The organism is Pseudomonas sp. EA_65y_Pfl1_P113, from assembly GCF_963970525.1.
Lineage (GTDB): Bacteria > Pseudomonadota > Gammaproteobacteria > Pseudomonadales > Pseudomonadaceae > Aquipseudomonas > Aquipseudomonas tritici.
This window is the reverse complement of sequence record NZ_CAXAQM010000178.1, coordinates 1-688: the sequence shown is the minus strand read 5'-3', so window position 1 is coordinate 688 and position 688 is coordinate 1. Positions and strand designations below refer to the sequence as shown.

Here is a 688-nt window from a genome sequence, read left to right as displayed (position 1 = left end):
CGCCCGCGCTTGTACGACGTCGCAATCAATGCGGGCGAGGATCGCTGGCGCGACCGCATCGGCTTCCGCACGATCACCGTGCGCGGAGCCGATATCTTGCTCAACGGCAAACCCATTTTCCTGCGCGGCATATCGATGCACGAGGAAGAGCTCGGTACCGACCCAACCCGCGCGATGACCCCGGCCGCCGCACGCGCGTTGCTGAGCGAGATCAAGGAAGGTCTGCACGGCAATTACGTCCGTCTTGCCCATTATCCGCACAGCGACAGCACACTCCGCCTGGCGGATGAGCTGGGGCTGCTCGTGTGGAGCGAAGTGCCGGTCTATTGGCAAGTCGCCTGGTCGAACCCGGATACGCTGGCGCGCGCCCGCACCATGGTGGCGGAGAACGTCCTGCGCGATCGCAACCGCGCCGCCATCGCGATCTGGAGCGTCGCCAACGAAACCCCGGTGACCGACGCACGCAACGCCTTCCTGCGTACGCTGGTCGGCGATGTGCGGCGGCTCGACGATACGCGGCTGGTCAGCGCGGCGCTGCTGGTCGAGCGATCCAAAACCGCCGACCATCCGGTGATGACGCTCGCCGATCCGCTCGCCAAGGATCTCGATGTGCTGGCGATCAACACCTATAACGGCTGGTATACGACCGATCGCCTGGCCGACCTGCAGACCAGCGAGTGGCGGGTCC

Annotated in this window: 1 protein-coding gene; it reads left to right on the top strand. The window is 65.7% G+C overall.

Going from position 1 to position 688, the window contains the following annotated elements; all coding sequences use genetic code 11:
* Positions 1 to 688, top strand: a 688-nt coding sequence (locus tag AACY52_RS28995; RefSeq protein ID WP_339561169.1) for a glycoside hydrolase family 2 TIM barrel-domain containing protein, incomplete at both ends; no start/stop codon positions are given.